Origin of the sequence: Micromonospora sp. WMMA1949, from assembly GCF_027460145.1 — a bacterium.
Taxonomy (GTDB): domain Bacteria; phylum Actinomycetota; class Actinomycetes; order Mycobacteriales; family Micromonosporaceae; genus Micromonospora.
On sequence record NZ_JAPZBG010000001.1, the window covers coordinates 3481846 to 3508131 of the forward strand.

Annotated in this window: 25 protein-coding genes; 12 read left to right on the forward strand and 13 right to left on the reverse strand. The window is 72.6% G+C overall.

The window, feature by feature from the left end; genetic code table 11:
• A complete protein-coding gene (gene sucD, locus O7607_RS16520; protein WP_269704089.1) occupies positions 1-888 on the forward strand; it encodes a succinate--CoA ligase subunit alpha in 888 nt (295 codons plus the stop codon).
• Between the two features lie 56 nt (positions 889-944).
• On the opposite strand, the gene O7607_RS16525 is transcribed toward sucD, so the two are convergent.
• Complete coding sequence (locus O7607_RS16525; RefSeq protein ID WP_269704090.1) at positions 945-1214, reverse strand: DUF4190 domain-containing protein; 270 nt, start codon at positions 1212-1214, stop codon at positions 945-947.
• Between the two features lie 159 nt (positions 1215-1373).
• Here O7607_RS16525 and O7607_RS16530 point away from each other — a divergent pair, with 159 nt between their 5' ends.
• The gene (locus O7607_RS16530; RefSeq protein WP_269704091.1) at positions 1374-2660 is read left to right on the forward strand and encodes a cell division protein PerM; all 1287 of its coding nucleotides are present in this window, start codon (positions 1374-1376) and stop codon (positions 2658-2660) included.
• 73 nt (positions 2661-2733) lie between these two features.
• Here the strand turns inward: O7607_RS16530 and O7607_RS16535 are convergent, their stop codons facing one another.
• Both O7607_RS16535 and O7607_RS16540 read right to left on the reverse strand, forming a co-directional pair.
• Positions 2734-3306, reverse strand: coding sequence for a DUF4190 domain-containing protein (locus O7607_RS16535; RefSeq protein WP_269704092.1), 573 nt, complete (start codon positions 3304-3306; stop codon positions 2734-2736).
• Positions 3307-3341: 35 nt separating this feature from the next.
• Entirely contained in the window at positions 3342-3638 is a 297-nt protein-coding gene (locus O7607_RS16540; protein WP_269704093.1) for a CD225/dispanin family protein, read from the reverse strand.
• A 178-nt stretch (positions 3639-3816) separates the two neighbouring features.
• Between O7607_RS16540 and purN the strand changes: the two genes are divergently transcribed.
• From purN to O7607_RS16555, 3 genes are all read left to right on the forward strand, one after another.
• On the forward strand, positions 3817-4437 hold the full coding sequence (purN, locus tag O7607_RS16545; protein WP_269704094.1) for a phosphoribosylglycinamide formyltransferase: 621 nt from the start codon (positions 3817-3819) through the stop codon (positions 4435-4437).
• Positions 4434-6008 (forward strand): bifunctional phosphoribosylaminoimidazolecarboxamide formyltransferase/IMP cyclohydrolase, encoded by a 1575-nt coding sequence (gene purH / locus O7607_RS16550; protein ID WP_269704095.1) that lies wholly within the window; start codon positions 4434-4436, stop codon positions 6006-6008. The genes purN and purH overlap by 4 nt, the downstream gene beginning before the upstream one ends.
• A 156-nt stretch (positions 6009-6164) precedes the next feature.
• Positions 6165-6560 carry a hypothetical protein gene (locus O7607_RS16555; protein WP_269704096.1) on the forward strand — a complete coding sequence of 132 codons (396 nt, stop codon included), beginning with the start codon at positions 6165-6167 and terminating at the stop codon, positions 6558-6560.
• A gap of 197 nt (positions 6561-6757) precedes the next feature.
• Here the strand turns inward: O7607_RS16555 and O7607_RS16560 are convergent, their stop codons facing one another.
• The 5 genes from O7607_RS16560 to O7607_RS16580 all read right to left on the reverse strand — a co-directional run bounded on the left by O7607_RS16560 (position 6758) and on the right by O7607_RS16580 (position 12415).
• The gene (locus O7607_RS16560; RefSeq protein WP_269704097.1) at positions 6758-7786 is read right to left on the reverse strand and encodes an ABC transporter ATP-binding protein; all 1029 of its coding nucleotides are present in this window, start codon (positions 7784-7786) and stop codon (positions 6758-6760) included.
• Entirely contained in the window at positions 7770-8807 is a 1038-nt protein-coding gene (locus O7607_RS16565; protein WP_269704098.1) for an ABC transporter ATP-binding protein, read from the reverse strand. Before O7607_RS16565 ends, O7607_RS16560 begins: the two co-directional genes overlap by 17 nt.
• A 6-nt stretch (positions 8808-8813) precedes the next feature.
• Positions 8814-9770: an ABC transporter permease gene (locus O7607_RS16570; RefSeq protein WP_269704099.1), complete on the reverse strand. Its 957-nt coding sequence runs from the start codon at positions 9768-9770 to the stop codon at positions 8814-8816.
• An 18-nt stretch (positions 9771-9788) separates the two neighbouring features.
• Positions 9789-10727, reverse strand: a complete 939-nt coding sequence (locus O7607_RS16575) for an ABC transporter permease (RefSeq protein ID WP_269704100.1) — start codon at positions 10725-10727, stop codon at positions 9789-9791.
• Positions 10728-10816: 89 nt separating this feature from the next.
• Positions 10817-12415, reverse strand: coding sequence for a peptide ABC transporter substrate-binding protein (locus O7607_RS16580; protein WP_269704101.1), 1599 nt, complete (start codon positions 12413-12415; stop codon positions 10817-10819).
• Positions 12416-12806: 391 nt separating this feature from the next.
• On the opposite strand from O7607_RS16580, the gene O7607_RS16585 reads away from it, so the two are divergent.
• Both O7607_RS16585 and mdh read left to right on the forward strand, forming a co-directional pair.
• On the forward strand, positions 12807-13670 hold the full coding sequence (locus O7607_RS16585; protein ID WP_269704102.1) for a bifunctional methylenetetrahydrofolate dehydrogenase/methenyltetrahydrofolate cyclohydrolase: 864 nt from the start codon (positions 12807-12809) through the stop codon (positions 13668-13670).
• Between the two features lie 98 nt (positions 13671-13768).
• Positions 13769-14719, forward strand: coding sequence for a malate dehydrogenase (gene mdh, locus O7607_RS16590; RefSeq protein ID WP_120573187.1), 951 nt, complete (start codon positions 13769-13771; stop codon positions 14717-14719).
• 130 nt (positions 14720-14849) lie between these two features.
• On the opposite strand, the gene O7607_RS16595 is transcribed toward mdh, so the two are convergent.
• Entirely contained in the window at positions 14850-15689 is an 840-nt protein-coding gene (locus O7607_RS16595; protein ID WP_269704103.1) for an MBL fold metallo-hydrolase, read from the reverse strand.
• A gap of 139 nt (positions 15690-15828) precedes the next feature.
• Between O7607_RS16595 and O7607_RS16600 the strand changes: the two genes are divergently transcribed.
• A complete protein-coding gene (locus tag O7607_RS16600) occupies positions 15829-17046 on the forward strand; it encodes an NADP-dependent isocitrate dehydrogenase (RefSeq protein ID WP_120573189.1) in 1218 nt (405 codons plus the stop codon).
• A gap of 312 nt (positions 17047-17358) precedes the next feature.
• On the opposite strand, the gene galT is transcribed toward O7607_RS16600, so the two are convergent.
• From galT to O7607_RS16620, 4 genes are all read right to left on the reverse strand, one after another.
• Positions 17359-18432 carry a galactose-1-phosphate uridylyltransferase gene (gene galT, locus O7607_RS16605; RefSeq protein ID WP_269704104.1) on the reverse strand — a complete coding sequence of 358 codons (1074 nt, stop codon included), beginning with the start codon at positions 18430-18432 and terminating at the stop codon, positions 17359-17361.
• Entirely contained in the window at positions 18429-19217 is a 789-nt protein-coding gene (locus O7607_RS16610) for a DeoR/GlpR family DNA-binding transcription regulator (RefSeq protein WP_269704105.1), read from the reverse strand. Before O7607_RS16610 ends, galT begins: the two co-directional genes overlap by 4 nt.
• 175 nt (positions 19218-19392) lie before the next feature.
• Positions 19393-20922, reverse strand: a complete 1530-nt coding sequence (gene cysC, locus O7607_RS16615; RefSeq protein WP_269704106.1) for an adenylyl-sulfate kinase — start codon at positions 20920-20922, stop codon at positions 19393-19395.
• A 128-nt stretch (positions 20923-21050) separates the two neighbouring features.
• The gene (locus O7607_RS16620; protein WP_269704107.1) at positions 21051-22598 is read right to left on the reverse strand and encodes a glycosyltransferase family 2 protein; all 1548 of its coding nucleotides are present in this window, start codon (positions 22596-22598) and stop codon (positions 21051-21053) included.
• 197 nt (positions 22599-22795) lie between these two features.
• On the opposite strand from O7607_RS16620, the gene O7607_RS16625 reads away from it, so the two are divergent.
• From O7607_RS16625 to O7607_RS16640, 4 genes are read left to right on the forward strand one after another with little or no spacing between them, the layout of a single operon-like run.
• The gene (locus tag O7607_RS16625) at positions 22796-23710 is read left to right on the forward strand and encodes an ABC transporter ATP-binding protein (protein WP_013288493.1); all 915 of its coding nucleotides are present in this window, start codon (positions 22796-22798) and stop codon (positions 23708-23710) included.
• Entirely contained in the window at positions 23703-24581 is an 879-nt protein-coding gene (locus tag O7607_RS16630) for an ABC transporter permease (RefSeq protein ID WP_269704108.1), read from the forward strand. The genes O7607_RS16625 and O7607_RS16630 overlap by 8 nt, the downstream gene beginning before the upstream one ends.
• Positions 24578-25537 carry an ABC transporter ATP-binding protein gene (locus O7607_RS16635; RefSeq protein ID WP_269704109.1) on the forward strand — a complete coding sequence of 320 codons (960 nt, stop codon included), beginning with the start codon at positions 24578-24580 and terminating at the stop codon, positions 25535-25537. Before O7607_RS16630 ends, O7607_RS16635 begins: the two co-directional genes overlap by 4 nt.
• Positions 25537-26247 (forward strand): ABC transporter permease subunit, encoded by a 711-nt coding sequence (locus O7607_RS16640; RefSeq protein ID WP_269704110.1) that lies wholly within the window; start codon positions 25537-25539, stop codon positions 26245-26247. Before O7607_RS16635 ends, O7607_RS16640 begins: the two co-directional genes overlap by 1 nt.
• The last annotated feature ends 39 nt before the right edge of the window (positions 26248-26286 follow it).

A 26286-nucleotide genomic window follows, 5' to 3' on the forward strand; every position in this document is an offset into this window, starting at 1 on the left:
ATGGCTATCTGGCTGACCAAGGACTCCAAGGTCATCGTGCAGGGGATGACCGGTTCCGAGGGTTCCAAGCACACCCGGCGGATGCTCGCCGCCGGCACCAACGTGGTCGGCGGTGTCAACCCGCGCAAGGCCGGCACCACTGTCGACTTCGACGGCACCGAGCTGCCCGTCTTCGCCTCCGTCGCGGACGCGATGAAGGAGACCGGCGCGGACGTCACTGTCATCTTCGTACCGCCGCAGTTCACCAAGGCCGCGGTCGTCGAGGCGATCGACGCCGGCATCGACCTGGCCGTGGTGATCACCGAGGGCGTGCCGGTGCACGACACCGCCGCGTTCTGGGCGTACAACCAGTCCAAGGGCGAGCGCACCCGGATCATCGGCCCGAACTGCCCGGGCATCGCCTCGCCGGGCGCCTCGAACGCCGGCATCATCCCGGCCGACATCACCGGCTCCGGCCGCATCGGCCTGGTCAGCAAGAGCGGCACGCTGACCTACCAGATGATGTACGAGCTGCGCGACATCGGCTTCTCCACCTGCGTCGGCATCGGCGGTGACCCGATCATCGGCACCACCCACATCGACGCCCTGGCCGCCTTCGAGGCGGACCCGGAGACCGACGCGATCGTCATGATCGGTGAGATCGGCGGCGACGCCGAGGAGCGGGCGGCCGAGTTCATCAAGGCCAACGTCACCAAGCCGGTGGTCGGCTACATCGCCGGCTTCACCGCCCCGCCCGGCAAGACCATGGGTCACGCCGGCGCGATCATCTCGGGCTCGGCGGGCACCGCCGACGCCAAGAAGGCCGCGCTGGAGGCGGTGGGCGTCAAGGTCGGCAAGACCCCGACCGAGACCGCCAACCTGATGCGGGAGCTCATGTCCGGCCGCTGAGCGGTCGTGCGAGACGCCGAGAGGGCCGACCGGGGAACCGGTCGGCCCTCTCGCGTTCAGCGGTACCAGTACGGGTAGTACGAGTTGCCCCGGGCCCGCACGATGGCGCTGGCGACGATGTTGATCACACCGAACGCGATGCCCAGCCAGCCGAGCAGCTGCGACTTGCCGTTGCGCCGGGCGTCGCGGATCGACAGCGCGCCGAAGACGATGCCCAGGACGCCGCAGCAGAACAGGCCGAAGACGATGCCGAGGACGCCCCAGAGCGTGGTCCGGTCCCGGCCGACGGCCGGTGGCGGCGGGGGCGGCGGATACGGAGCGTGCACGGCTTCCTCCGAGCGGTCGGCGCCGCGACGGAAACGGACGCGTCTGAGGCCGAGGCTAGACCGGATCACCGCCGCGGGGCCGGGGTTCGCGCGAACTCGCCACGCTGCCGACCCGGTATCGGACTGCCGTCCTTCCCGCGGCGTGCCAGAGTAGACACGATGTCACGCGTCACCCCTGACCAGCCCCGCCGTCCGGCCACCGGTCCCCCCGCCGGCTCCCGGCCGCCCGGCCGTGCCCGCCCGGCCGCGCGGGTGCCCGCGCCCCGACCGGGTGAGGAGCCTCGCAGCCGGGCTCCCCTACCGGTCGCCGCCGGGGTGGCCGCGCTCTGGGCGGCGCTGACCTCCTGGCTGCCGGTCTCCGTCGTGCTGGGCCTCGCCCAGCTCAGCGAGGACGCCGGCTCGTTCGGCGGCGCGCTGCGCGCCGGCCTGGCCGGCTGGCTGCTCGGCCACGGGGTGCCGCTGGGCACCACCGCCGGGCCGCTCGGCCTGGCGCCGCTCGCACTCAGCGTGCTCGCCGTCTGGCGGCTCACCCGCGCCGGGGTGCACGTCAGCCGGGCCGTCGGGGCGCGCGGTGGGGGCTCGCCCCGCCAGGCGCTCACCGTCGCGGTCGCCGTCGGCATCGGGTACGCGCTGCTCGGCGCGCTCGCCGCGTTCGCCGTCGACGTGGGCGGCCTGCGGGTCTCCCCGGTGACCGCCGCGTTCACGTTCGCCGCGTTCGGCGTACCGGCCGCTCTGGTCGGCGCACTGCGTACCACCGGTGTGTGGGCGCTGCTGGCCGCGCGCTGCCCGCCGCCGGTGCGCGACGGCCTGCGTACCGGACTGGTCGCGGCGCTGCTGTTGTGCGGCGCGGGCGCCGGCGCGGCCGGGCTGGCCGTGGCCACCGGGGGCGGCGACGCGGCCGACATGATCGGGGCGTACCGGACCGGGGTGGCCGGCCAGGCGGGCATCACGCTTGTCAGCCTCGCCTACGCGCCGAACGCGACCGCCTGGTCGGCGAGCTACCTGCTCGGTCCCGGGTTCGCGGTCGGCACCGACACCGCCGTCCGGACGAGCGAGGTCTCCGTGGGCGCGCTGCCGGCCGTACCGCTGCTGGCCGGCCTGCCGCGTGGCCCGATGGACGGGCTGGGCGGCGCGCTGCTCGCAGTGCCGGTGCTGGCCGCGATGGCGGCCGGCTGGCTGCTGGCCCGGCGGCTGCTGCGCGCGGCCGCCGAGGAACGGGCCGAGGTCCGCTGGCCGGCGCTGCTGCTGCCGGCTGTGCTCGCCGGGCCGGTCGCCGGCGCGCTGCTGGGGCTGTTCGCGGCGGCCTCCGGGGGATCGCTCGGCGGTGGCCGGCTGGCGGAGGTCGGGCCCTCACCGTGGGCGGTGGCCGTGGTGGCCACGCTGGTGATCGGGGTGGGCGCGGTGCTCGGCGCCGCCGCCACCCGCACGCTGACCCGCACCCGCTGACGCGCCGCCTCCGGGGGCGGGATACGCGTCAGGGGCGCCCACCGGTCGGTGGACGCCCCTGGACGGCGGACGATCAGGGCTGGGCCGGCAGGCTGAGGTTGGCGAAGATGCCCAGGATGATCAGGACGATGCCCAGGCCGGCGCCGATCGCGCCGCAGATCAGACCGGTCTTGGCCTGACCGTCGTTGTTGGCGAGCCCCTGCGCGGCCTTCTGGCGGCCCAGGTAGCCGGTGACGGCCGCCGCGATACCGAGCGGGATGCCGAGGTAGAAGCAGCAGACCATCGGGATCGAGGCGATACCGAGGATCATGGACACGAGGCCCAGCGTGTTGTTCGGGGCCTGGCCCGGACCGGCCGGGTAGCCGGCGCCCGGATACTGCGGCGCGGCGCCGTACGGCTGCTGCTGCGCGTACGGGTCCTGGCCGTAGGCGGGCTGACCCGAGGTGGGCTGGCCGTACGGCTGGCCCGAGGTCGGCTGCTGGCCGTACTGCGGCTGCTGCCCGTACTGGGGCTGCTGGCCGTACTGGGGCTGCTGGCCGTACTGCGGGGCCTGCGGCGGCGGGGCGTACGGGTCGTGCGGCTGAGCGGTCGGGTCCTGGTTCGGCTGCTGGCCGTACGGGTCCTGTCCGGGGTAACCGGGCTGCATGTCTGGGTGCTCCTCAGATCGGTTCGGGTTGTCGGTCAGTTGCTGCCGCTGTTGCCGGCGAGACCAGCCAGGCCGCCGAGGAGGCAACATCCCACCACGATGACGCCGATCCAGATCAGACCGACGATGAGGGCCCACTTGGACCACTTCTTGGACTCGGCTGCGGCGGCCTGGGCGCCGGCGTAGTCACCCTGCTGGATCAGCGGGTTGACCTTCGACGCGTTGATGATGGCCGGGATCGCGAGTGGCCAGAACAGGAAGATCGCGACGATGGACATCGTCATGTTGTTGTCGATCTGCTGCGGCTGCTGCGGGGGGTATCCGGGCTGCATGGGACGTACTCCTCGGTCCGGCGGCACGCGGCGTGCCGGGTTCACTGGGGGTGCGGGCCGGGCACGGGGCCGGACACCGGGCGACCGGCAGCGTACCGCGACCACGCCATCCGAGAGGTCACCCGATGAGCCGCCGCCCCGCGGCCGAGCCGCCTGACCTGCCCGATAGGGTTGCCCGGTGACCGAGCCCGCGTCCGTCGCCCGCCTCGTCGTCCTCGTCTCCGGTTCCGGCAGCAACCTCCAGGCGCTGCTGGACGCCACCGCCGACCCCGCCTACGGCGCCCGGGTGGTCGCCGTCGGCGCCGACCGGGACGGGATCGCCGGCCTGGACCGGGCCGCCGCAGTTGGCGTGCCGTCCTTCGTCGAGCGCGTCAAGGACCACCCCACCCGCGACGACTGGGACAAGGCGCTCACCGCGCGGGTCGCCGAGCACCGGCCCGACCTGGTCATCAGCGCCGGCTTCCTCAAGCTCGTCGGCCCGGAGTTCCTGGCCGCGTTCGGCGACCGCTACCTCAACACGCACAACACGCTGCTGCCGGCGTTCCCCGGCATCCACGGCCCCCGCGACGCGCTGGCGTACGGCGTGAAGGTCACCGGGGCCACGCTGTTCTTCGTCGACGCCGGGATGGACACCGGGCCGATCGTGGCCCAGGTCGCCGTGCCGGTGCTCGACGACGACGACGAGGACACGCTCACCGAGCGCATCAAGTCCGCCGAGCGGCGCCAGCTCGTCGAGCAGGTCGGCCGCCTGGTCCGTGAAGGCTGGACGATCACCGGAAGAAAGGTCACCATCCCGTGAACGCCACTGAGGACGCCGGTCGCCGCCCGATCCGGCGCGCGCTGGTCAGCGTCTACGACAAGACCGGCCTGGTCGAGCTGGCCCGCGCCCTGCACGAGGCCGGAGTCGAGATCGTGTCGACCGGGAGCACCGCGTCGACGATCGCCGGCGCCGGGGTGCCGGTGACGCCGGTCGAGCAGGTCACCGGCTTCCCGGAGATCCTCGACGGGCGGGTCAAGACGCTGCACCCGAAGATCCACGGTGGCCTCCTGGCCGACCTCCGCAAGGACGCGCACGCCGCGCAGCTCGACGAGCACGGGATCGCCGGCATCGACCTGCTGGTCTCCAACCTCTACCCGTTCCAGGCCACCGTCGCTTCCGGCGCCGACACCGACGAGTGCGTCGAGCAGATCGACATCGGCGGTCCGGCGATGGTGCGGGCCGCGGCGAAGAACCATGCCTCGGTGGCGGTGGTGACCGACCCGGCCGCGTACCCGGCGGTGGTGGCCGCGCTCGCCGAGGGCGGCTTCACGCCGGCCCGGCGCCGGGCGCTGGCGGCCCGTGCGTTCGCCGACATCGCCGACTACGACGTGGCGGTGGCCGACTGGTTCGCCACCACCGTGGCGCCGGCCGAGGACGGCTGGCCGGAGTTCGCCGGGCTGGCGCTGCGTCGCCAGGCGGTGCTGCGGTACGGCGAGAACCCGCACCAGGCGGCGGCGCTCTACACCGACCCGGGCGCGCCGGCCGGGCTGGCCCAGGCCGAGCAGCTGCACGGCAAGGAGATGTCCTACAACAACTACGTCGACGCGGACGCCGCCTGGCGAGCCGCGAACGACTTCCCGGACCAGCCGGCGGTGGCGATCATCAAGCACGCCAACCCGTGCGGCATCGCTGTGGGCGCGGACGTGGCCGAGGCGCACCGCAAGGCGCACGCCTGCGACCCGGTCTCCGCGTTCGGCGGCGTGATCGCGGTGAACCGGCCGGTCGACGCGGCGCTGGCCGGCCAGGTCGCGGAGATCTTCACCGAGGTGCTGGTGGCGCCCGGCTTCGACGAGGACGCGCTGGATCTGCTGCGGGCCAAGAAGAACCTCCGCCTGCTGCGGGCGCCCGAGTTCGCGGTGCGGCCGGCGGAGTGGCGGCAGGTCAGCGGCGGCGTGCTGGTGCAGTCGCGGGACGCCGTCGACGCGCCGGGCGACGACCCGTCCGGCTGGGCGCTCGCGACCGGCGACCCGGCCGACGAGGCGACGCTGCGCGACCTGGCGTTCGCCTGGCGGGCGGTCCGCGCGGTCAAGAGCAACGCGATCCTGCTGGCCCGCGACGGCGCCACGGTCGGTGTCGGCATGGGACAGGTCAACCGGGTGGACTCGGCGCGGCTGGCGGTCAGCCGGGCCGGTGACGAGCGGGCCCGCGGCTCGGTCTGCGCCTCGGACGCGTTCTTCCCGTTCGCCGACGGCCCGCAGATCCTCATCGACGCCGGGGTGCGGGCGATCGTGCAGCCGGGCGGCTCGATCCGGGACGAGGAGACCATCGCGGCCTGCAAGGCGGCGGGCGTCACCATGTACCTGACCGGGACCCGGCACTTCTTCCACTGACCGGCCCCGCCGGGAAGCCTCGGCCCCGGGTGCGTCCGTCGTTCACGCGACAGGCGCACCCGGGGCCGTGCCGTTGCCCGGCGTCGGAGGCGGTTGCTAGCGTGTGCGCGGCGACGATCGAGCGTCTCCGCTGTCTGTGAGCCCGGCAGGTGTGCCATGCGTGTTCGCGACCGGTTGACCGCCGTCGTCGTCACGCTGGCGCTCGTCCTGGCCGGCCTGGGCGTGGCCGTCGCACCCGCCGCTCCGATCGTCGAAGGCGCTTTCCCCGTCGCGCCGTCCGCTTCCGCCGCTGCCTCGGCGAGCGGAACGAGCCCGGTCGCGCTGCGTGCCGCGTACCCCGAACGGTCCTGGCCGGAGCTCGCCGCCGGGCCGTGGCACGACCACGGCGGCGGCCTCGGCTACGCCGACGGACCGGACGACCTGGCCCCGGCCGCGCTTCCGCGCGCTGCCGGTCCGGTCGTGCCGGAGCCGGTCGTGCCCGCGCCCCGGCCGCCGGTCGTGCCGCTGCCGCCGCGCGGACCGCTCGCCGCGCGCGCCCCGCCGGCCGCCTGAGCCGCACCGAACCCGCAGCCCGCACCGGGACGCGCGCTCGCGCCGGCGGTTCCGCCGCGAGCTGCCGCCCACCGGTACGGCGGCGCGCCTCACGCCGCCGGTCCGGCTCGGGTTCGCCCCGGGTCCGCCGTCCGCACGCGTGCCCGCATCGAAGGCCTCGTCCCCACTTCCTCCGGGGGACGGGGCCTTCGTCGCGCTCACGTCTCGGTGCGGACCTCGGCGAAGTGGCAGGCGCTGGGGTGCGGGTCCGCCGCGCGGGGCACCGCCTGCGGGTCCTGCGTCGCGCAGACCTCCTCGGCCTTCCAGCAGCGGGTCCGGAAGTGGCAGCCGGACGGCGGCTCGGCCGGGCTGGGCACGTCGCCGGTGAGCCGGATGATGGTCCGCCGGTCGCGGGCCTCCGGGTCGGGCACCGGCACCGCGGACAGCAGCGCCTGGGTGTACGGGTGGGTCGCGCGCTGGTAGATCTGCTCCTCGGTGCCGATCTCCACGATCCGGCCCAGGTACATCACCGCGACCCGGTCGGAGATGTGCCGCACCACCGACAGGTCGTGGGCGATGAAGATGTACGACAGCCCCAGCTCGTCCTGGAGCTGTTCCAGCAGGTTGATCACCTGAGCCTGGATGGACACGTCCAGCGCCGACACCGGTTCGTCGCAGACGATGATCTCGGGCCGCAGCGCGAGCGCCCGGGCGATGCCGATGCGCTGGCGTTGGCCGCCGGAGAACTGGTGCGGGTAGCGGTTGACGTGTTCCGGGTTGAGCCCGACCACGTCCAGCAGCTCCTGCACCCGCTGCCGCCGGCTGCGCTTCGGCGCCGCCTCCGGGTGGATCTCGAACGGCTCGCCGATGATGTCGCCGACCGTCATGCGCGGGTTCAGCGAGGTGTACGGGTCCTGCATCACCATCTGCATGTTCCGCCGCAGCCGGCGCAGGTCGGCACCGCCGGCCCGGAGCAGGTCGCGTCCCTCCAGCGTGACCCGCCCGGCGGTGGGCGTCTCCAGGCGCATGAGCAGTCGCGCCAGCGTGGACTTGCCGCAGCCGGACTCGCCGACCACGCCGAGCGTCTCGCCGCGCCGCAGCTCGAACGAGACGCCGTCGACCGCCTTGACCTGGCCGATCGTCTTCTTGAACAGCACGCCCTGGCTGATCGGGAAGTGTTTGACCAGGTGGTCGACGGCGAGGATCGTCTCGCCGCGCACCTTGGCGGGCTCAGCCGTCGCGGTCATCGTGCACCTCCTGGGCGAAGTGACACGCGCTGGTCCGCCCGTCGCCGAGCACCAGGTCGTGCGGCACCTCGTCCACACAGACCGGCTGGACGTACGGGCACCGGGGGTGGAACGGGCAGCCGGACGGGATCGCCATCAGGTTCGGCGGCAGCCCGCGGATGCTGGACAACGCCTGGCCGCGCACGTCCAGGCGCGGGATCGACTCCAGCAACCCCTTGGTGTACGGGTGGGCCGGCGCCCGGTACAACGCGTGCACGTCGGCGTGCTCGACGATCCGGCCCGCGTACATGACCGCGATCCGGTCCGCGACACCGGCGACCACGCCCAGGTCGTGGGTGATGAGGACGAGCGCCATGCCGAGGTCCCGGCGCAGGTCGGCCAGGAGATCCATGATCTGCGCCTGCACGGTGACGTCCAGCGCCGTGGTCGGCTCGTCGGCGATCAGCACCTTCGGGTCGAGCGCCAGCGCCATGGCGATCATGACCCGCTGACGCATGCCGCCGGAGAACTGGTGCGGGTAGTCGCCGAGCCGCTTCGCCGCGGCCGGGATCCGGACCAGGTCCATCAGCTCGACGGTGCGCTTCCGGGCGTCGGCCCGGGACATCCCGGCCCGCTCGCGCAGCGACTCGCCGATCTGCCAGCCGACCGGGAAGACCGGGTTCAACGCCGACAGCGCGTCCTGGAAGATCATCGCGATCTCGGCGCCGCGGATCTGCCGGCGTTCCTCCTCCGGCCGGGTGAGCAGGTCCCGCCCCTGGTAGAGGATCTGCCCGGCGCGCACGTACGCGGGCGGGGTGTCCAGGATGCCCATGATCGCCTGGGCGGTGACGGACTTGCCGGAGCCGGACTCGCCCAGCACCGCGAGCGTCTCACCGGCGTCCAGGTGGTACGTCACCCCGTTGATCACGCGGGCCACGCCCTCGCGGGTGCGGAACTCGACGTGCAGGTCCCGTACCTCCAGCAGGTGCCCGCCGGGCGGGGTGGGTGAGGCCGGCGTGGGCCGGACCGCGTTCTGCGTCATGAGAAGTCACCGGAGCTTCGGGTCGAAGGCGTCGCGGATCGCGTCGCCGAGCATGATGAAGGCGAGCACGGTCAGGGCGAGGAACGTCGACGGCACGATCAGCGGCGTCGCCGACTCCCGCATGTGCACCCGGCCGGCGTCGATGTCGATGCCCCAGGAGATGGTCGGCGCCTTCAGCCCGATGCCGAGGAAGCTCAGCGTCGCCTCGGCCGCGATGAACGACCCGAGCGCGATGGTGAGCACCACGACGGCCGGGGCGAGCGCGTTCGGCAGGATGTGCCGCCACATGATCCGGCCGTTGCCGGCCCCGAGCATCCGGGCGGCGGCCACGTAGTCCTGCTCCCGGGCGGTGATCACCGAGGACCGGACCACCCGGGCCGCCGTGGTCCAGCCGAGCAGCGCCAGGACGAGGATCACCGCGAACAGCCGTACCGTGTCGCCGCTCGTGCTGACCCGCTTGAGCAGCACGATCGCGGCCAGCAGCAGCGGGATGCCGAGCACGATGTCGATCACCCGGGACAGCACCGCGTCGACCCATCCGCCGAAGTAGCCGGCGACCATGCCGACGACGAGCGCGATCACGCCGGTGATCAGCGCCGAGAACGCGCCCACGAGCAGTGAGGCGCGGGCGCCGTAGACCGCCCGGGCGAACGTGTCGCAGCCCTGGAAGTCGTACCCGAAGATCGCCCCGCCGGACGGCCCGGCGTGCTGCCGGGACAGCACGCAGTCGCGCGGGTCGTTCGCGGCGAACAGCCCTGGCGCCACGGCCATCGCGGCGACCAGCACCACCAGGAACAGGCTGATCCAGAAGACCGGGTTGCGGCGCAGGTCCCGCCAGGCGTCACCGGCCAGGCTGCGGGCCCGGTCCGGCCGCCCGGCCCGGCCGGGTGTGCCCGGTTCGCCGGACACGCCGCGCCGCGCGGCCTGGTTCTCCGTCGCCGCCACCGTCTCGAAGTCGCTCACTGCGGCACCTCGCTGCGCTCACTCATAGCGGATCCTCGGGTCGAGGACGGCGTAGAGCACGTCCACCACCAGGTTGGACAGCAGGTAGACCACGACGAGCACGCTGACGATGCCGACCACCAGGGGGCCGTCCTCGGTGCGGATGCCGCGGAACAGGTTGAAGCCGACGCCCGGGACGTTGAACACGCCCTCGGTGATGATCGCGCCGCCCATCAGGTTGCCCAGCTCGACGCCGAGGAAGGTGACCACCGGGATGAGCGAGTTGCGCAGCACGTGCACGCCGACGATCCGTCGCCGCGGCAGGCCCTTGGACCGGGCGGTCCGGACGTAGTCGGCGCGCAGGTTCTCGGTCACCGAGGTACGGGTCAGCCGCAGCGCGGTGGCCAGGGACAGCGAGCCGAGCACGATGCCGGGTAGCAGCAGCGCGTAGAAGGACGGCTGGGCGCCGGCGGTGGGCGGGAAGATCGGCCAGCGTACGCCGAGGAAGTACTGCGCCAGCGGGGCCAGCACGATGGTGGGGATGCCGAGCACCAGCAGTGTGAGTACGAGCGTGGCGTGGTCGAACACGCCGGAGCGCCGGATCGCGGCGATGACGCCCGCGGTGACCCCGAAGATCACGGTCACGGCCATCGCGATCACGGCGAGCTTCAGGGTGACCGGCCAGGCGGCGGCGAGGATGTCGCTGATCTGCCGCCCGGTCAGCGACTGCCCGAGGTCACCCCGGACCAGGCCGCCGAGGTAGTCGAAGTAGCGGTAGAAGAAGCCGCCGACACCTGTCGCGTCCAGGTGGTACTTCTCGGTCAGGTAGGCCCGCTGCGCGGCGGTCACCGGCCGCTCTCCGGCGAGGGCCTGGATCGGGTCTCCCTGCCCCGCGAACATCAGCGCGTACACGATCAGAGTGGTCCCGAAGAAGGCGAGGACCATCTGGAGCAGCCGCCGCAGGATGAACCGGAACATGCTGGCAAGTCTGCCGAAAGCGGCCGAAATGCGTGCCAATGCGAGGGCCGGGCCACCCGGTGGGGGTGGCCCGGCCCGTCAGCGGGGTGTCAGGCGCGTTCGATCTTCAGCAGGTCCACCCGGTCGAAGAGGTCCACGTGGACGTTCTTGACCTTGGTCGAGTGGCCGAAGTTGTTCTGCCCGTACCGGAGCGGGATCACCGGCATGTCCTGCGCGAGCAGGTCCTCCGCCGCCTGGTACTTCTTGATCGCCTCGTCCTCGGTCGCCGCGCGGGCGCCCTCGGCGAGCAGCTTGTCGAACTCCGGGTTGCTGTAGCCGTAGTAGTTCGACGAGCCGGTGCTGCTGTACAGCGGGCCGAGGTAGTTCTCCATGGACGGGTAGTCCATGACCCAGCCCATCCGGAACAGGCCGACCGGCTGCTTCTGCTTCAGCTTGGTCAGCAGGTCCGCGAACTTCGGCTCGGCGGTGCCGACGCACTCCACGTCCAGGTTGGCCTTGAGCTGGTTGCAGGTCGCGTCGATCCAGTCCTTGTGGCCGCCGTCGCCGTTGTAGGACAGCTCGATCTTCTTCGGGCCGCCCGCGGCCTCGTACGCGGCCTTGGCCTTGACCGGGTCGAACGCGCCCGCGGTGCCGATGGTGTTCTCCCGGTAACCGGCCACCACCGGCGAGACGAACGAGCGGGCCGGCTGCTGCGAGTCCTTGAAGATCGACTTGGTGATCTCGTCGCGGTCGATCGCCATCGAGATCGCCTTGCGCACCTCGGGCTTGCTGAACTCCTCCTGGAACGTCGGGAAGGCCAGCACCTGCAGCGACGAGGCGGGGCTCTGCTGGAAGCGGTCGCCCAGGTCGGTCGCGGCGGTGGACAGGTTCTCGGTCGGGATCGTCTTGATCACGTCGAGGTTGTCCGACAGCACGTCCGCGTACGCCGCGGTCGGCTGCTGGTAGATGCGGAACTCGACGCCGCCGACCTTGGGCTGCTGGCCCGGGAACGCGTCGTAGCGCTCCACCTCGACCTTGGCGTCGTGCTGCCAGCTGCCCTTCATCTTGAACGGGCCCTGGCCGATCGGCGCCTGCTCGTAGCCCTCGGCGAGCACGCCCGGCGCCGAGAAGGCCGCCTTGGGCAGCGGGTAGAAGGCGGTGTAGCCGAGCATGGACTTGAAGTCCACGTACGGCTGGCTGAGCGTCACGGTGAAGGTCAGGTCGTCGACCTTCTTCAGGCCGCTCATCGTCGTCGCCTTCGGGTTCTCGCCCTGCAGGTCGTCGTAGCCGGCCACCTTCTCGAAGAAGTAGCTGGAGTTCTGGCCGTTCGGCGCGTACGCGCCGTAGTTCCAGGCGTCGATGTAGTTGTCGGCGGTGACCTTCTCGCCGTTGTGGAAGGTGTAGCCGGGCTTCAGCTTGACCGTCCAGACCTTGTTGTCCGACGTCGTCACCGAGTCCGCCGCCACCTCGTGCGGCTTGTTCGCCTCGTCGTAGTCGACGAGCGGGCTGAACAGGGCCGACAGGACCTGGGAGCCGCTCGTCTCGTTGGTGTTTGTGGGCACCAGGTGCTGCGGCTCGGCGATCTCGATCCGCACGGCCGCGTCGGAGTCGCCGGCACCGCCGCCGCCACCGCCCGAGCCGCAGGCCGTCAGGCCCAGCGTCACCGCGAGCGGGAGCGCGGCCCAGGCCGCGAGCCTACGAACACGCATGGGGGTCTCCTCATCTCCTCACGCTGCGCGGTCGTCCCGACGCTGGGTGACTCTGCGCAACGAGCGGTAACGGTAGGTCGCGATCCGGCCGGTCGACAACATTCGCGTGGTCAATCGATGACGGATCGTGTTCGCCAGCCGTTGCCGCTGCCGGATCTGTCTGCTACGCGTGGACTTCACCAGGCCTTTTCTTCGCCGACGCTGAACCGATCAGAGCGCTACGGGTGGCCCTGGGGCGTCCGTCCCGATCGTCAGGTACCTGCCTCCAAGGGTGCTGACGGCCCGGCGCGTCACCGTGACTGGTCACTCTCGGTGATGTAACGCACGTTGCGCAGCGTGATCGTCAGCCGTCGTCGTCCGGGTCCGTCCGCGGCCGTGAGACGATCACGACGTGACGGCGACGATCCTGGACGGCAAGGCCACCGCGGCGGAGATCAAGGACGAGCTACGAGCCCGGGTCAAGGCGCTCGCGGAACGCGGCATCACCCCCGGCCTCGGCACGGTACTGGTCGGGGAGGATCCCGGCTCCCAGGCGTACGTCAACGGCAAGCACCGCGACTGCGCCGAGGTGGGCATCGCCTCGCTGCGGGTCGCGTTGCCGGCCGACGCCACCCAGGAGCAGCTCGACGCGGCGCTCGCCGAGCTGAACGCCGACCCGGCCTGCCACGGCTACATCGTCCAGCTCCCGCTCCCCGGCCACCTCGACACCCAGCGCGCGCTGGAGTCGATCGACCCGGACAAGGACGCCGACGGGCTGCACCCGGTCAACCTGGGCCGGCTCGTCCTCGGGTACGACGGGCCGCTGCCCTGCACCCCGCGCGGCATCGTGGAGCTGCTGCGCCGGCACGACGTGCCGCTGCGCGGCGCGAACGTGGCAGTCGTCGGCCGGGGCAACACGGTCGGCCGCCCGCTGGGCCTGCTGCTGACCCGGCGCAGCGAGAACGCCACCGTGACGCTCTGCCACACCGGCACGCTCGACCTGGCCGCGCACACCCGCGCCGCCGACGTCGTCATCGTCGCCGCCGGGGTGCCGGGCCTGCTCACCGCCGACATGATCAACCCGGGCGCGACGGTCGTGGACGTCGGCATCACGCGGGTCATCGGCGAGGACGGCAAGGGCCGCTACACCGGCGACGTGGACCCGGAGGTGGCCGAGGTCGTCGGCAAGCTGGTGCCGATGCCCGGCGGTGTCGGCCCGATGACCCGGGCGATGCTGCTGACGAACGTGGTCGAACGGGCCGAGCGGACCGCCTGACGCCCACGCAGGTCATAACCGTCCGCCCCTGGCCCGATCGGTGCCAGGATGGCTGATACGGTCCGGAAAACCGACTGGTATCAGGGAGTGGGACGACCATGGGTAAGAAGGTCACTGTCGTCGGCGCCGGCTTCTACGGCTCGACCACCGCACAGCGCCTGGCCGAGTACGACGTCTTCGACACCGTTGTGATCACCGACATCGTGGAGGGCAAGCCGGCGGGCCTCGCGCTCGACCTCAACCAGTCCCGCGCGGTCGAGGGCTTCGAGACCAAGGTCGTCGGCGTCACCACCGGCCCGAACGGCGAGGGCTACGACGCCATCGAGGGCTCGGACGTCGTCGTCATCACCGCCGGCCTGCCGCGCAAGCCGGGCATGAGCCGGATGGACCTGCTGGAGACCAACGCCAAGATCGTCCGGCAGGTCTCCGAGAACGTCGCCAAGTACGCCCCGAACGCCGTCGTCATCGTGGTGTCCAACCCGCTCGACGAGATGACCGCGCTGGCCCAGCTCGCCACCCAGTTCCCGAAGAACCGGGTGCTCGGCCAGGCCGGCATGCTCGACACCGCCCGCTTCACCAACTTCGTCGCCGAGGCGCTGAGCGTACCGGTGAAGTCGGTACGGACCCTGACGCTCGGCTCGCACGGCGACACCATGGTCCCGGTGCCGTCCAAGAGCACCGTGAACGGCAAGCCGCTGCGTGACGTCATGCCGGCCGAGCAGATCGAGGAGCTGGTCGTCAAGACCCGCAACGGTGGCGCCGAGGTCGTCGCGCTGCTCAAGACCGGTTCCGCGTACTACGCCCCGTCCGCCGCCGCGGCCCGGATGGCGAAGGCCGTGGCCGAGGACTCCGGCGCCGTCATGCCGGTCTGCGCCTGGGTAGACGGCGAGTACGGCATCTCCGGCGTCTACCTGGGCGTCGAGGCCGAGATCGGCGCCGAGGGCGTGAAGCGGGTCGTGGAGACCGACCTGGACGCCGACGAGCTGGCCGCGCTGAAGGAGGCCGCCGAGGCCGTCCGCGCCAAGCAGGGTGACGTCGCCAGCATGTGACGCCCGTCCCATCGCGTCGAAGGCCCGTCGGCTTCGCCGGCGGGCCTTCTGCCGTCCCGCCCGCGCCCGTCCCCCGTCCTCCCCGTCCTCCCCGTCGATCATGAAGTTGACGGCGGAAAAGGAGATCAACTCACCGGCCAACCTCATGATCGACGGCGTGAGGCGCGGGTGTGGGGCGCGGGGTGGGGTGGGGGTGGGGGGTGAAGGGGGCGGTCAGGTGGGGGGTGGCCAGGACGGCGGGGGAGAGGGTCGCCAGCAGGTGCTGCCGGGAGCGGCGGGCCGTGGCCGGGTCCTCCTCGTGGGCGTACGCCAGCGCCGGGTCGACCAACTGGATCGCGTGCACCAGCAGGTCGCCGGTGACCAGGAGGCGCTCGTCGTCCGCCTCGACCAGCACCGACTGGTGACCCGGCGTGTGCCCGGGGGTGTGCAGCAGTCGTACCCCCGGGGTGAGGGGCGTGTCGCCGTCGACCACCCGCAGCCGGCCGGCGGCGCGCAACGGCCCCAGCAGCCGGGCCGGCAGGTCCGGGTGGAACAGCTCCAGCGCGTCCAGCTCGGCGCGCTGGATCAGATGATCCGCGTTCGGGAACAGCGCGCCGGCCCAGCCCACGTGGTCGGTGTGCAGGTGGGTGAGGACCACGGTGCGGACGTCGGCCGGATCGATCCCGGCGGCGGCCAGCTCGGCCGGGAGCCGGCCCGGCACCGGCGCCCAGCTCGCGGCGAGCGAGCCGGCCGGGCCGATGCCGGCGTCGACAAGCGTGACCGGCCCGTCGCCGGCCCGCACCGCGAACGCGCGGAACCGCAGCCACCACCGGCCGTCGCCGGTGACGGCACCCGGGTCGAGCCGGTCGGCCGCCATCCAGTTCGCCGCCGTGGCGTCGGGAAACGCCTCGCCGCGGGGCTGGAAGAAGGGCCCCTCGCCGTCGGCCAGCGCGGTGACCGTGATAGACCCGAGGGTGCGGCTGTGCGGCATCGGACGATGATGCCAGCGGCCCGAGGCGCGGCGCAGCCCGCTTTTCCGGCGGCCCACCCGGGCCGCCTGGGGACTGCCGGCCAGTTTCCAGTACGCTCGTACTGCTTGAGCACGTGTCCCCCGAGAGGAGCGCCGGCCGATGGCGAAGATCAAGGTAAACAACCCGGTCGTGGAGATCGACGGCGACGAGATGACCCGGATCATCTGGAAGCAGATCCGGGAGCAGCTGATCCTGCCCTACCTCGACGTCGACCTGCACTACTACGACCTGTCGATCCAGCACCGTGACGCCACCGACGACCAGGTCACCGTCGACGCCGCCAACGCCATCAAGGAGCACGGCGTCGGCGTCAAGTGCGCCACCATCACCCCGGACGAGGCCCGGGTGGAGGAGTTCGGCCTGAAGAAGATGTGGCGGTCGCCCAACGGCACCATCCGCAACATCCTCGGCGGCGTGGTCTTCCGCGAGCCGATCATCATGTCGAACGTGCCGCGGCTCGTCCCGGGCTGGACCAAGCCGATCATCATCGGCCGGCACGCGCACGGCGACCAGTACAAGGCCACCGACTTCGTCGTTCCCGGCCCGGGCACGGTGACCATCACCTACACCCCGGCCGACGGCGGCACCCCGATGGAGATGGAGGTCGCCAACTTCCCCGGCGGCGGCATCGCCATGGGCATGTACAACTACGACGAGTCGATCCGGGACTTCGCCCGCGCCTCGTTCCGGTACGGCCTGGACCGCAACTACCCGGTCTACATGTCCACCAAGAACACCATCCTCAAGGCGTACGACGGCCGGTTCAAGGACATCTTCGCCGAGGTGTTCGAGAACGAGTTCAAGGCCGAGTTCGACGCCGCCGGCCTCACCTACGAGCACCGGCTGATCGACGACATGGTCGCCGCTGCGCTCAAGTGGGAGGGCGGGTACGTCTGGGCCTGCAAGAACTACGACGGTGACGTGCAGTCCGACACCGTCGCGCAGGGCTTCGGCTCGCTCGGCCTGATGACCTCCGTGCTGCTCTCCCCGGACGGCCGTACCGTCGAGGCGGAGGCCGCGCACGGCACCGTCACCCGGCACTACCGGCAGTACCAGAAGGGCGAGAAGACCTCGACCAACCCGATCGCCTCGATCTACGCCTGGACCCGGGGCCTGGCCCACCGGGGCAAGCTGGACGGCACCCCGGCGGTCACCGAGTTCGCGAACACGCTGGAGAAGGTCATCGTGGACACCGTCGAGGGCGGCCAGATGACCAAGGACCTCGCGCTGCTCATCTCGCGGGACGCCCCGTGGCTGACCACCGACGAGTTCATGAACGCGCTCGACGAGAACCTGGCGCGCAAGCTCGCCGCCTGAGTGTAAGGAAGGGCCCCTTCTTAACGCCTCGCGTTGTAGAAGGGGCCCTTTTTAACACCTCGGGCCGGTCGGGACGGCGTGACTTCGCCCGGTGCGCCCTCGTTGACAGAGTGGACGAGATGCCAGTCGCGTCCAGGAAGGTGGGCCGTGGCCGCGCGTCGGCCGGCCGATCTTCGTGGCTGCACAGCGCAGCCAGCCGTCCCTTCCCTGCGGGGGGTCCTGTCCCGGGCCCCCCGCGCCCCCATGCGCGCGCCGCGGTGGTTAAGAAGGGGCCCTTCCTCTACCGCAGGCGTTAATAAGGGGCCCTTCCTTTCACGAGGTGCGGAGCAGTTCGGCGGCGCGCTCGGGGGCGATGTCGTTGATGAACACGCCCATGCCGGACTCCGACCCGGCCAGGTACTTCAGCTTGTCCTTGGCCCGCCGGATGCTGAACAGCTGCAGGTGCAGGTGGCCCAGCTCCCTGTCGATCCGTACCGGCGCCTGGTGCCAGGCCGCGATGTACGGCATGGGCAGGTCGAACAGCCCGTCGAAGCGGCGCAGCAGGTCCAGGTAGAGCGGCCCGAACGCGTCCCGCTCGGCGTCGTCGAGCGCCGGGATGTCCGGCACCGGCCGGTGCGGCGCCACGTGCACCTCGAACGGCCAGCGGGCCGCCGCCGGTACGTACGCGGTCCAGTGCTCGTTGCTCGTCACCACCCGTTCCCCGGCGGCGCGCTCGGCGGCCAGCACGTCGGCGTAGAGGTTGCCCCCGGTGCGGTCGGCGTGCCGCCGGGCGGCGGCGAGCATGGTCCGGGTGCGCGGCGTGACGAAGGGGTACGCGTAGATCTGCCCGTGCGGGTGGTGCAGCGTCACTCCGATCTCCACGCCGCGGTTCTCGAACGGGAAGACCTGCTCCACGCCGGGCAGCGCGCTCAGCGCCGTGGTGCGGTCGGCGAGCGCGTCCAGCACCGTTCGCACCCGTCGCGGCGAGAGGCGGGCGAAGGAAGCGTTGTGGTCGTCGGTGAAGCAGACCACCTCGCACTTTCCGCGGCCGGGGCGTACCGGGGTGAACGGCGTGATCTCGGCCGGCTCGTCGGCCACCCGCTGGCTCAGCGAGGGGAACCGGTTCTCGAAGACCACCACGTCGTAGTCGGGCGCCGGGATCTCGCTGTGCCGGTCACCGCGGGACGGGCAGAGCGGGCACTGGTCGGCCGGGGGCAGGAACGTGCGGGTCTGGCGGTGCACCGCCACCGCCACCCACTCGTCGGTCAGTGGGTCGTACCGCAGCTGCGAGGCGGGCGGGGGAGGGGGCAGGTCCCGCCGGTCCGGCTGGTCGCGGACCGCGTCGTCCCGCTCGTCGAAGTAGATCAGCTCGCGGCCGTCGGCCAGTGCGATCTGCGTACGCTTCACTCCGCCCCCCTCGTCGTGGGCACCGTCACCAGCTCGCCCACCCTGTCCTCGAGTACCCGTCGGGCCTCGGGTGCCAACCGGTCGTCGGTGACCAGCACGTCCGCCGCGTCCAGCGGCACGATCGACGAGATGCCGACGGTGCCCCACTTGGTGTGGTCGGCGAGCACCACCAGGCGGTCCGCCGCGGCCACGAGCGCCCGGTTCGTGTCCGCCTCCATCAGGTTGGGCGTGGTGAAACCGGCCCGTTCGCTGATCCCGTGCACGCCGAGAAAGAGCAGGTCCAGGTGGAGCGCGGCGATCGCGGCCACGGCGAGCGGGCCGACGAGCGCGTCCGACGGGGTGCGGACGCCGCCGGTGAGCACCACCGTCTGGTCCGGCCGGCCACCGACGTGCAGGGCCTCCGCCACCGGAAGCGAGTTCGTGACCACCGTGAGGCCGGGCACGTCGACCAGCCGCCGGGCCAGTTCGGCGGTGGTGGTGCCGGCGGAGAGCGCGATGGCGGCGCCGGGCCGGACCAGTCCCGCGGCGTGCTCGGCGATGGCGGCCTTCTCGGCGGACTGGCGGACGGACTTGGCGTGGAAGCCGGGCTCGTCGGTGGAGCCGGGACCGGCCGGTGTCGCGCCGCCGTGCACCTTGGCGAGCAGGCCCGCCTCGTGCAGCGTGTCCAGGTCGCGCCGGATGGTCATGTCGGAGACGCCGAACTCGGCCGCGAGCTGGGTGACCCGGACGCCACCGGCGCGGCGCAGTCGTTCCAGGATGGCCGTCTGCCGCTGCCGCGCCAGCATCCCCGGCTCACCTCCGCGCCTCACCGACTCACGTGGGCACTCCACGCGGTCGAACGTGTTCCAACAAAGACGAACACTACCGCGCAACGAGGGGTGATGCGAGACCGCCGCCGTCCGGAAGCCGGACGACGGCGGTCGAGGTGCTCACAGGCCGGACGCGTCCGGCGTCAGGAGGTCAGGCGGGCTGGAGGCGGGGCTCCACCCAGCCGGTCTCGGTGAGGTGCTCCATCACCTTCCCGATGGCCTCCTCGACGCTCAGATCCGAGGTGTCGACCACCAGGTCGGCGTCGGTGGGCTCCTCGTACGGGTCGTCGATGCCGGTCATCCCGGTGATCAGACCGGCCCGGGCGCGGGCGTACAGGCCCTTGCGGTCGCGCTGCTCACAGACCGCCAGCGGCGTCGCCACGTGGACCAGCAGGAACCCCGCCCCGGCCGTCTCGGCCATCTCCCGGGCGGTTGCGCGGGCCGCCGCATACGGTGCGATCGGGCAGCAGATGCCGACGCCCCGGTGCCGGGCGATCTCCGCGGCCACCCAGCCGATCCGGCGGACGTTGAGGTCCCGGTCGGCCTTGCTGAATCCCAGCCCGGCGGAGAGTTCGCGCCGCACCACGTCGCCGTCGAGCAGCGTGATCGTGCGGTCGCCCTGCTCGCGGAGCACGTCGGCCAGCCCACGGGCGATCGTCGACTTGCCCGAGCCGGACAGCCCGGTCAGGAAGATCACCAGGCCCCGGTGCCGCCGCGGCGGGCGCGCCCGGGTCAGTTCCTTCGCCACCGCCGGCGGCGTGTGCCACTCGGGCAGCGGGAAACCCCGGTCCAGCAGGTCGTCGATCTCCTGCGTGCTCAGCGCCAGCCGCCGGTTGCGGGGCGGGATGTCCTCGCGCCAGCGCCACTGCCCGTCCCGGTTGTCGTAGGCCAGCTCGCGCGGCACCAGCACGCGCAGGCCGGCGCCGGAGAGCATGCCCTCGGTGGAGAGCAGGTGGGTCACCCCGTACGCGGCGGCGACCCGGGCCCGCAGCAACGCGTCGCTGATCTCGTCGCGTCGCCGGGCCAGCGGCACCGCCACGAGCGTGGCCGGGGGCATCCGGTCACGCGCGGCGAACACGCTGCGCACCAGCGCCTCGGCCGGCAGCCCGGCGATCGACTCCTCGCCGATCGGGATCATCACCAGCAGGTGCGCGCCGAGCGTCCGGGCCGCGTGCGCGATCTGCGCGAGCTGCGGCCGGTGCAGCGGGCGGTCGGCGAACACGCCGAGCACCCGGCCCGGCGGCAGCAGTCCGCGTACCTCGTCGGGGCCGCGCCGCAGCCGCTGGAACGGCCCGTGGCCGCCGTCGCCCAGGCGGCGTACCGCGCCGCCGACACCCACCATGCCCTCGCGGCCCGGCCAGACGTCGGTCACGTCCATCGCCGCCACGGGTGCGCCCTCACCGTCGGTGAGCACCACCGCACGGCGGGTCGGGTCGGCCGGGTCCAGCCCGTCGGCGAGCGCCGCCGGCACCTGGAGCGTCACCGGCACCGGCCACGGCTTGCCGTCGGCCAGCCGGCCGCGCCGGTTCAGCGAGGCCAGGTCGGCCCGGCTCATGAAACCGGTGAGCGGTGCGTACGCCCCACTCAGCAACAACTGGAGATCGGCCAGCTCAGCGGGCCTGGGCGCGTACGACGGCGCATCCCGCAGAACGTCCTCGGGCAGCAGCCACCCGTTGCTCATCGAACCCCCAACTCACCGGCCGGCACACAGTTTCGCAGCCCACCGGCGATCGGTCGAGAGCGCCACCCGGCCTCCCGGTGATCGCGTGTCCGGCGACGGTGCCGAGGGCGAACCGGGGTCATCGAATCCTAACGGCGAGCGGCGGCCGGCCGATCGTGCGAACGGCTGCCGGCGCGCGCCGACCGGCCGAGCGCGCGGTCCCGGATCCGCCGGACCGCGCGACGGAGCCGGGACCGGAGCCGGCGCGGGTCCTCCACCCGGGGCACGCCGCCGTCGGCCGGGCAGCGCACCACGATCGGCAGGCGGGCGTCCAGCGCCCAGCCGGCCTGGATGACCCGGGCCCGGACCTCCCAGGTGCCCCGGGTCCGGCCACCGTTCAGTGTCGCGAAGTCGACGGTGGCGGTGCTGCGGTGGCGTACCTCGCCGGCCTCGGCCCGCTCGGTGGTGGCGGCCACCGGCAGGAAGAACTCCTCCCGGGTCTCCCGCCGGCGGACGACGACATCGGTCCTCGCCCCGCCCGCCCGCATCACGACCCCGGCCGGTACCGCGTCGGCCACCGGGAGCACCGGCAGCCCCTGGTCGTCGAAGCGCAGCGGCTCGTCACCCGCCCGCAGGCCGGCGGAGACGGCGACCGTCAGCGTCCGCCCGTCGATCCGCCAGCTGTCGACGGCGGCGTGCGGCCGGACGCTCACCTCCCACTCCGCCAGCCGGCGCAGGTCCGCCACCCGGCCCTGCGCGGCGAGGTGCGCGATCACCTGGAACATCGGCGGGAGCCCGGCGACCGCCTCCGGCGGGAAGCGCTCCTCGACGAGCCGGCCCACCTCGCCGGCCACCTGGTCGGCCCACTGCTCCGGCGCGCTCAGCAGGGTCTGCCCGCGCAGCCGGCTCAGCATCTCCTTGCGCAGCCAGCGCCGCTGCAGGCGGAGGCGGGTCGCGGCGGGCGACCGGTTCGCGTCCACGATGTCCAGCGCCTCCCGCAGCGCCGCGTAGTACTCGGCCGGGTCCATCCGGGTGGCGGTGACGTTGCCCGCGTCCGCCCGGCGGACGTGGTGGTAGCAGGGGTGGTCGGCCAGCACGCAGACGCGCCCGGCCAGCAGGTAGGCCGCCGCCATCAGCCGGTGGTCCTCCAGGCGGCGCGGGTGGCCCTCCGGGAACCGCAGCCCGTGCCGGTCCAGGAAGGACCGCCGGAACAGCGCGTGGCAGGTCATGCTGTCGGCCAGTGGCGCGTCCGCCAGCGTGACGCCGAACCGGTTCTCCCGGAACAGCTCCCGCGGTACGCCCCGCCGGTGCCCGACCATCCGCCCGATGACGATGTCCGCGTCGTGATCGCGGGCGCAGGCGTGCAGGCGGGCCAGCGCGTCGTCGCCGAACCAGTCGTCGTCGTCGGCGAAGAAGATGTACTCGCCGCGCGCCTCCTCCAGCCCTCTGTTGCGCGGATGCGACGGCCAGCCCGAGTGCTCCAGGTGCAGCACCCGTACGTGCGGGTCGGCGGCGGCCAGCTCGTCCAGGCGCTGCGGGGTGCCGTCGGTCGATCCGTCGTCGGCGAAGATCACCTCGTACGAACCGGGCGGCAGCCCCTGCTTCGGCAGCGACGCGACGAGCGGATCGAGGTTCGCGCCGCAGTTGTACGCGGGCACCACTACGCTCACCATCGGCCGGTCCGTATCGTCGGTCATGCCGCCCCCCGTCGAGTCGCCTCACCCGGTGGCAGCATCCCGGAGCGGTCGCCGCCCCGCTACCCCGTCACGTCACCCAGGAGGCCCGGAGGCCCGGAGGCCCGGACGCCACCTAGGGGCCGCAACGGCCGAGGATCAGGGGATCGCAGGGGTCAGGACGGGCTCCGGCGAGGCGTCCGAGTTCTACGCTGAACGGCGTGACACTGCTCGCGACCGAGTCGCTGACCAAGACGTACGGAGGCCGGGTCACCGCGTTGGCCGACCTCACCGTGTCGGTCGAGCCGGGGATCATCGGGCTGGTGGGCGCGAACGGCGCCGGCAAGTCCACTCTGATCAAGATCCTGCTGGGTCTGCTCCCGCCGACCAGCGGCCGGGTACAGGTGCTCGGCCTCGACCCCACCACCGACCCGGCCGCGGTCCGCGCCCGGGTCGGCTACATGCCCGAGCACGACGCCCTCCCGCCCGACCTGTCCGCCGCCGAGCTGGTCACCCACCTGGGCCGGATCAGCGGGCTGCCGCGCACCGTCGCCCGGGAACGGGCCTCCGAGGCGTTGCGCCACGTCGGTCTGCACGAGGAGCGGCACCGGGCCGTCGGTGGCTACTCCACCGGCATGAAGCAGCGGGTCAAGCTCGCCCAGGCGCTCGTACACGATCCCGACCTGCTGTTGCTCGACGAGCCGACGAACGGCCTCGACCCGGCCGGCCGGGACGCCATGCTCGCGCTGATCCACCGGATCGGCACCGAGTTCGGCATCTCGGTGGTGGTCTGCTCGCACCTGCTCGGCGAGGTGGAGCGGATCTGCGACACGCTCGTCGCCATCGACGGCGGGCGGCTGCTGCGCGCCGACCGGGTGTCCGCCATGACCACGGCCACCGACGTGCTCGCCGTCGAGGTGAGCGAGGGCACGGAGGAACTGGCCGCCCGGCTCACCGCGCTCGACCTGCCGGTGACCCGCGACGGGCGGCTGTTGCTCGTCCCGCTCGCCGACGACGCCACCTACGACCAGATCCTCGGCGCGGTCGCCGAGCTGGACCTGCCGCTGCACCGGCTGGACCAGCGACGGCACCGGGTGGCCGAACTCTTCGCCGCGAGGGAGCCCAGCCATGTCTGACGCGACCGGGGTCATCCACGACATCGGCTACCAGCGCTACACCGGCCCGCGGCTCGGCCGCCGGCAGGTCTTCGGCGCGCTCTACCTGCACGGCGTGCGTACCGTCTTCGGGCTGGGCCGCAGCGCCAAGGCCAAGATCTTCCCGTGGCTGGTGGTTTCCGTGGTCACCGTGGTGGCCGCCGGTGTCACAGCGGTGCGCAGCCAGATCGGCGAGGTGGTGATGACGTACGCCCAGTTCGCGGACGCGATGAGCTGGCTGGTCATCTTCTTCGCCGCGGTGGCCGCGCCCGAGCTGGTCTCCCGCGACCTGCGCAGCGGCGTGCTGCCGCTGTACTTCTCCCGGCCGCTGCCGCGCGGCGACTACGCGCTGTCCAAGTTGCTGGCGCTCGTCACCGCGCTCTGGCTGCTGCTCGGCGGCCCGCAGCTGGTGATGTTCCTCGGTGCCGCGTTCACCACGAACCGGGGCGTACGCGGGGTGTGGGACGAACTGCTCGACCTGCTGCCCGGGCTGCTCTACGCCGGGCTCTGGGCGGTGGTGTTCGCCTCGATCGCCCTGCTGGTCGCCTCGCTCACCGGCAAGCGCGCGTTCGCGGCCGGCGGCATCGTGGCGGTCTTCCTGATGACCACGCCGGTGGTCGGCGTGCTGTCCATCCTGCCCTCGCAGACGATCAACGAGCTGGCCTTCGTGGCCTCCCCGCCGACGCTCGTCGGCGGCGTGGGCAACTGGGCGCTCGGCGACCGGCTGACCCAGGGACGCGGCGGCATGCCGATCGGCGACTTCGGACCGGTCTACGCCGTGGCCGCCGTGCTGCTGGTCGCCGCCTGCGTCAGCCTGCTGCTCCTGCGATACCGGAAGGTGGCCGCCCGATGACGGCGATCAGCACCCAGTCGACGGCCGGCGCGCCCGCCGCCGCGACGAGCACGCTCGACCTGGCGGGCGTCTCCCGCTGGTACGGCAACGTGGTGGCGGTGAACGACGTCACCATGCGGCTCGGTCCCGGCGTGACCGGCCTGCTCGGCCCCAACGGCGCCGGCAAGACCACGCTGCTGCACATGATGGCGGGCTTCCTGTCCCCGTCGCGCGGCACCGTGACGCTGGACGGCGAGCCGACCTGGCGCAACCCCGCCGTCTACCGGCGGCTCGGCCTGGTCAGCGAGCGCGAGGCGGTGCACACGTTCCTCAGCGCGTACGAGTTCGTGCTCGCCAGCGCGAAGCTGCACCGGCTGCCCGACCCGGAGGCCGCCACCCGGCGGGCGATCGAACTGGTCGAGATGGAAGACGCGCAGACCCGCCGGATCGGCACCTACTCCAAGGGCATGCGGCAGCGCACCCGGGTCGCCGCCGCGCTCGTGCACGATCCGCAGGTGCTTCTGCTCGACGAGCCGTTCAACGGGATGGACCCGCGCCAGCGGCTGCACATGATGGCGCTGCTGCACCGCCTCGGCGACGCGGGACGGACCATCCTGTTCAGCTCGCACATCCTGGAGGAGGTCGAGCAGGTCTCCGGCACGGTCCAGGTGATGGTGGCCGGCCGGCTCGCCGCTTCCGGCGACTACCGGACCATCCGCCGCCTGATGACCAACCGGCCGCACGTCTTCGCGGTCCGCTCCACCGACGACCGGGCGCTGGCGGTGGCGCTGATGGCCGAGGCGTCGGTCTCCGGCGTCGAGCTGGACCGTACCGGCCTGACGGTCAAGGCCGGCGACTACGGCGCGTTCACCCGGGCACTGCCCCGGATCGCGCTCCGGCACGGCATCCGGGTCCGGCAGCTCCTGCCGGAGGACGAGTCGCTGGAGAGCGTCTTCTCGTATCTGGTGGAGGCATGATGTCGACAGTCACCTGGATCACCGCGCGTGGCCTGTTCGGCCGGAGCCGGTTCCTCATGCTGCTGCCGTTGCCGCTGGTCCTGATCGGCCTGGCGGTGCTGTGCCGGTCGCTCGGCGTCGACCCCGGTGAGTGGGGCCCGCCGGTGCTCGTCGGCCTCGGGCTCGCGGTGGTGCTGCCGGTGGTGGCGCTGATCGTGGGCACCGGCGTGCTCGGCGCGGAGATCGACGACGGCACCGTCGTGCACATTCTCACCAAGCCGCTGCCGCGCTGGCAGATCGTGCTGCCGAAGCTGGCGGTCGCGGCCGGCGTCACAGCGGTCACCGTCGGCATCCCGATCTACGTCGCGGGCGTGCTCGCCGATTCGGTACGCCTCGGACTCGCTCTGGTCGCCGCCTCGGCGGCGGGCGCGCTGGCGTACTCGGCGCTGTTCCTGGCGCTGAGCCTGGTGACCCGGCGGCCGGTGCTGCTCGGCCTGGTCTACGTGCTGATCTGGGAAGGGCTGCTGGGCCGGTTCGTCGGCGGCACCCGGGTGCTGTCGATCCAGCAGTGGGTGATCGCCCTGGCCGACCGGATGGCGCCGACGCCGCTGCTCGGCACCACCGTCTCGGTGCCGGTGGCGGCGGTGCTCACCGCCCTGGTGGCGGTCGGGTTCACCGTGCTGGCGATCGACCGCCTGCGCTCGTTCAGCGTGGCCGGCGAGACGAGCTGAACTGCGGGGCGGAACCCGTTCTCCGGTACGAGCGCCGGA

What these genes read in the sequence shown, in the direction of transcription:
- sucD (WP_269704089.1), top strand. Translation starts at nt 1, where the DNA reads ATGGCTATCTGGCTGACCAAGGACTCCAAGGTCATCGTGCAGGGGATG.
- O7607_RS16530 (WP_269704091.1), top strand. Translation starts at nt 1,374, where the DNA reads ATGTCACGCGTCACCCCTGACCAGCCCCGCCGTCCGGCCACCGGTCCC.
- O7607_RS16535 (WP_269704092.1), bottom strand. Translation starts at nt 3,306, where the DNA reads ATGCAGCCCGGTTACCCCGGACAGGACCCGTACGGCCAGCAGCCGAAC.
- O7607_RS16540 (WP_269704093.1), bottom strand. Translation starts at nt 3,638, where the DNA reads ATGCAGCCCGGATACCCCCCGCAGCAGCCGCAGCAGATCGACAACAAC.
- O7607_RS16555 (WP_269704096.1), top strand. Translation starts at nt 6,165, where the DNA reads ATGCGTGTTCGCGACCGGTTGACCGCCGTCGTCGTCACGCTGGCGCTC.
- O7607_RS16560 (WP_269704097.1), bottom strand. Translation starts at nt 7,786, where the DNA reads ATGACCGCGACGGCTGAGCCCGCCAAGGTGCGCGGCGAGACGATCCTC.
- O7607_RS16565 (WP_269704098.1), bottom strand. Translation starts at nt 8,807, where the DNA reads ATGACGCAGAACGCGGTCCGGCCCACGCCGGCCTCACCCACCCCGCCC.
- O7607_RS16575 (WP_269704100.1), bottom strand. Translation starts at nt 10,727, where the DNA reads ATGTTCCGGTTCATCCTGCGGCGGCTGCTCCAGATGGTCCTCGCCTTC.
- O7607_RS16580 (WP_269704101.1), bottom strand. Translation starts at nt 12,415, where the DNA reads ATGCGTGTTCGTAGGCTCGCGGCCTGGGCCGCGCTCCCGCTCGCGGTG.
- mdh (WP_120573187.1), top strand. Translation starts at nt 13,769, where the DNA reads ATGGGTAAGAAGGTCACTGTCGTCGGCGCCGGCTTCTACGGCTCGACC.
- O7607_RS16595 (WP_269704103.1), bottom strand. Translation starts at nt 15,689, where the DNA reads ATGCCGCACAGCCGCACCCTCGGGTCTATCACGGTCACCGCGCTGGCC.
- O7607_RS16600 (WP_120573189.1), top strand. Translation starts at nt 15,829, where the DNA reads ATGGCGAAGATCAAGGTAAACAACCCGGTCGTGGAGATCGACGGCGAC.
- O7607_RS16610 (WP_269704105.1), bottom strand. Translation starts at nt 19,217, where the DNA reads ATGCTGGCGCGGCAGCGGCAGACGGCCATCCTGGAACGACTGCGCCGC.
- cysC (WP_269704106.1), bottom strand. Translation starts at nt 20,922, where the DNA reads ATGAGCAACGGGTGGCTGCTGCCCGAGGACGTTCTGCGGGATGCGCCG.
- O7607_RS16620 (WP_269704107.1), bottom strand. Translation starts at nt 22,598, where the DNA reads ATGACCGACGATACGGACCGGCCGATGGTGAGCGTAGTGGTGCCCGCG.
- O7607_RS16630 (WP_269704108.1), top strand. Translation starts at nt 23,703, where the DNA reads ATGTCTGACGCGACCGGGGTCATCCACGACATCGGCTACCAGCGCTAC.
- O7607_RS16635 (WP_269704109.1), top strand. Translation starts at nt 24,578, where the DNA reads ATGACGGCGATCAGCACCCAGTCGACGGCCGGCGCGCCCGCCGCCGCG.
- O7607_RS16640 (WP_269704110.1), top strand. Translation starts at nt 25,537, where the DNA reads ATGTCGACAGTCACCTGGATCACCGCGCGTGGCCTGTTCGGCCGGAGC.